A 1,408-nucleotide genomic window follows, 5' to 3' on the forward strand; every position below is an offset into this window, starting at 1 on the left:
CTGGTCAAGACCATCCACGAGAACGAGTCGATCTACATTCCGATCGGCGCGACGCACCGGCTGGAGAACCCCGGCAAGATCATGCTCGAACTGATCGAAGTGCAGACCGGCAGCTATCTCGGCGAAGACGACATCATCCGGTTCGACGACGACTATCGCCGAACCTGAACGGCCGCCGTCAGTCCCAGCCCACTGTTTACGAAAGTCCGCCGATGTTTCCGACGCCGCAGCCGCTTCTGACGGCCAACACCTACGCCTACGAATCCGAGCCGATGGTGAAGCCGACCGGCTTCCGCGAATACGACGCGCGCTGGCTGTTCGGCCAGGAGATCAACCTGATGGGCGTGCAGGCGCTGGGCATGGGGCTCGGCACGCTGATCGCCGAGCTCGGCCGGCCGCAGGAAATCGTCACCGGGCATGATTTCCGGAGCTATTCGGCGTCGATCAAATACGCGCTGATCGCCGGTTTGATGGCGTCGGGCTGCAAGGTGCACGACATTGGCCTCGCGGTGACGCCGATGGCGTATTTCGCGCAGTTCGAGCTCGACGTGCCGTGCGTCGCGATGGTCACCGCCTCGCACAACGACAACGGCTGGACCGGGGTCAAGATGGGCGCCAACCGGCCGCTCACCTTCGGTCCCGACGAGATGAACCGGCTGAAGGAGATCGTGCTCGGCGCCGCCTTCAAGCAGGGTGCCGGCTCGTATGTGTTTCATCCGAACTTCCCGGCACGCTACATCGCCGATCTGACCAAGCACGCCAGGCTGAAGCGCAAGCTCAAGGTGGTGGTGGCCTGCGGCAACGGCACCGCCGGCGCGTTCGCGCCGCAGGTGATGGAAGCGATCGGCTGCGAGGTGATCCCGCTCGACACCGAGCTCGACCACACCTTCCCGAAATACAATCCGAACCCAGAAGACATGGAGATGCTGCACGCGATCCGCGACGCGGTACTGCAGCACAACGCCGATCTCGGCCTCGGCTTCGACGGCGACGGCGACCGCTGCGGCGTGGTCGACGACACCGGCGAGGAGATCTTCGCCGACAAGGTCGGCGTGATGCTGGCGCGCGACATGTCGGCGATCCATCCGAACGCGCGCTTCGTCGTCGACGTCAAATCGACCGGCCTGTTCGCGACCGATCCGGTGCTGCAAGCGCAGGGAGCCCAGACCGAATATTGGAAGACCGGCCACTCCTACATGAAGCGCCGCACCAACGAGAGCAAGGCGCTCGCGGGCTTCGAGAAGTCCGGCCACTTCTTCTTCAATGCGCCGCTCGGCCGCGGCTACGACGATGGCCTGGTCTCGGCGATCGCGATCTGCGAGATGCTCGACCGCGCGCCGGGCAAGTCGATGTCGCAACTGAAAGACGCGCTGCCGAAGACCTGGTCGTCGCCAACGATGTCGCCGCA

At 64.4% G+C, this 1,408-nt stretch carries 1 protein-coding gene and 1 pseudogene; both read left to right on the forward strand.

The window, feature by feature from the left end; translation table 11 throughout:
• Window positions 1–168 (forward strand): annotated as a pseudogene (gene cpsB / locus DNX69_RS01095) (mannose-1-phosphate guanylyltransferase/mannose-6-phosphate isomerase); the annotation flags it as partial.
• Between the two features lie 44 nt (window positions 169–212).
• Window positions 213–1,408 (forward strand): phosphomannomutase/phosphoglucomutase (locus DNX69_RS01100; protein ID WP_110784149.1); only part of this gene is annotated, 1,196 nt, incomplete at its 3' end.

Origin of the sequence: Rhodopseudomonas palustris (genome assembly GCF_003226555.1) — a bacterium.
GTDB lineage: Bacteria > Pseudomonadota > Alphaproteobacteria > Rhizobiales > Xanthobacteraceae > Rhodopseudomonas > Rhodopseudomonas palustris_I.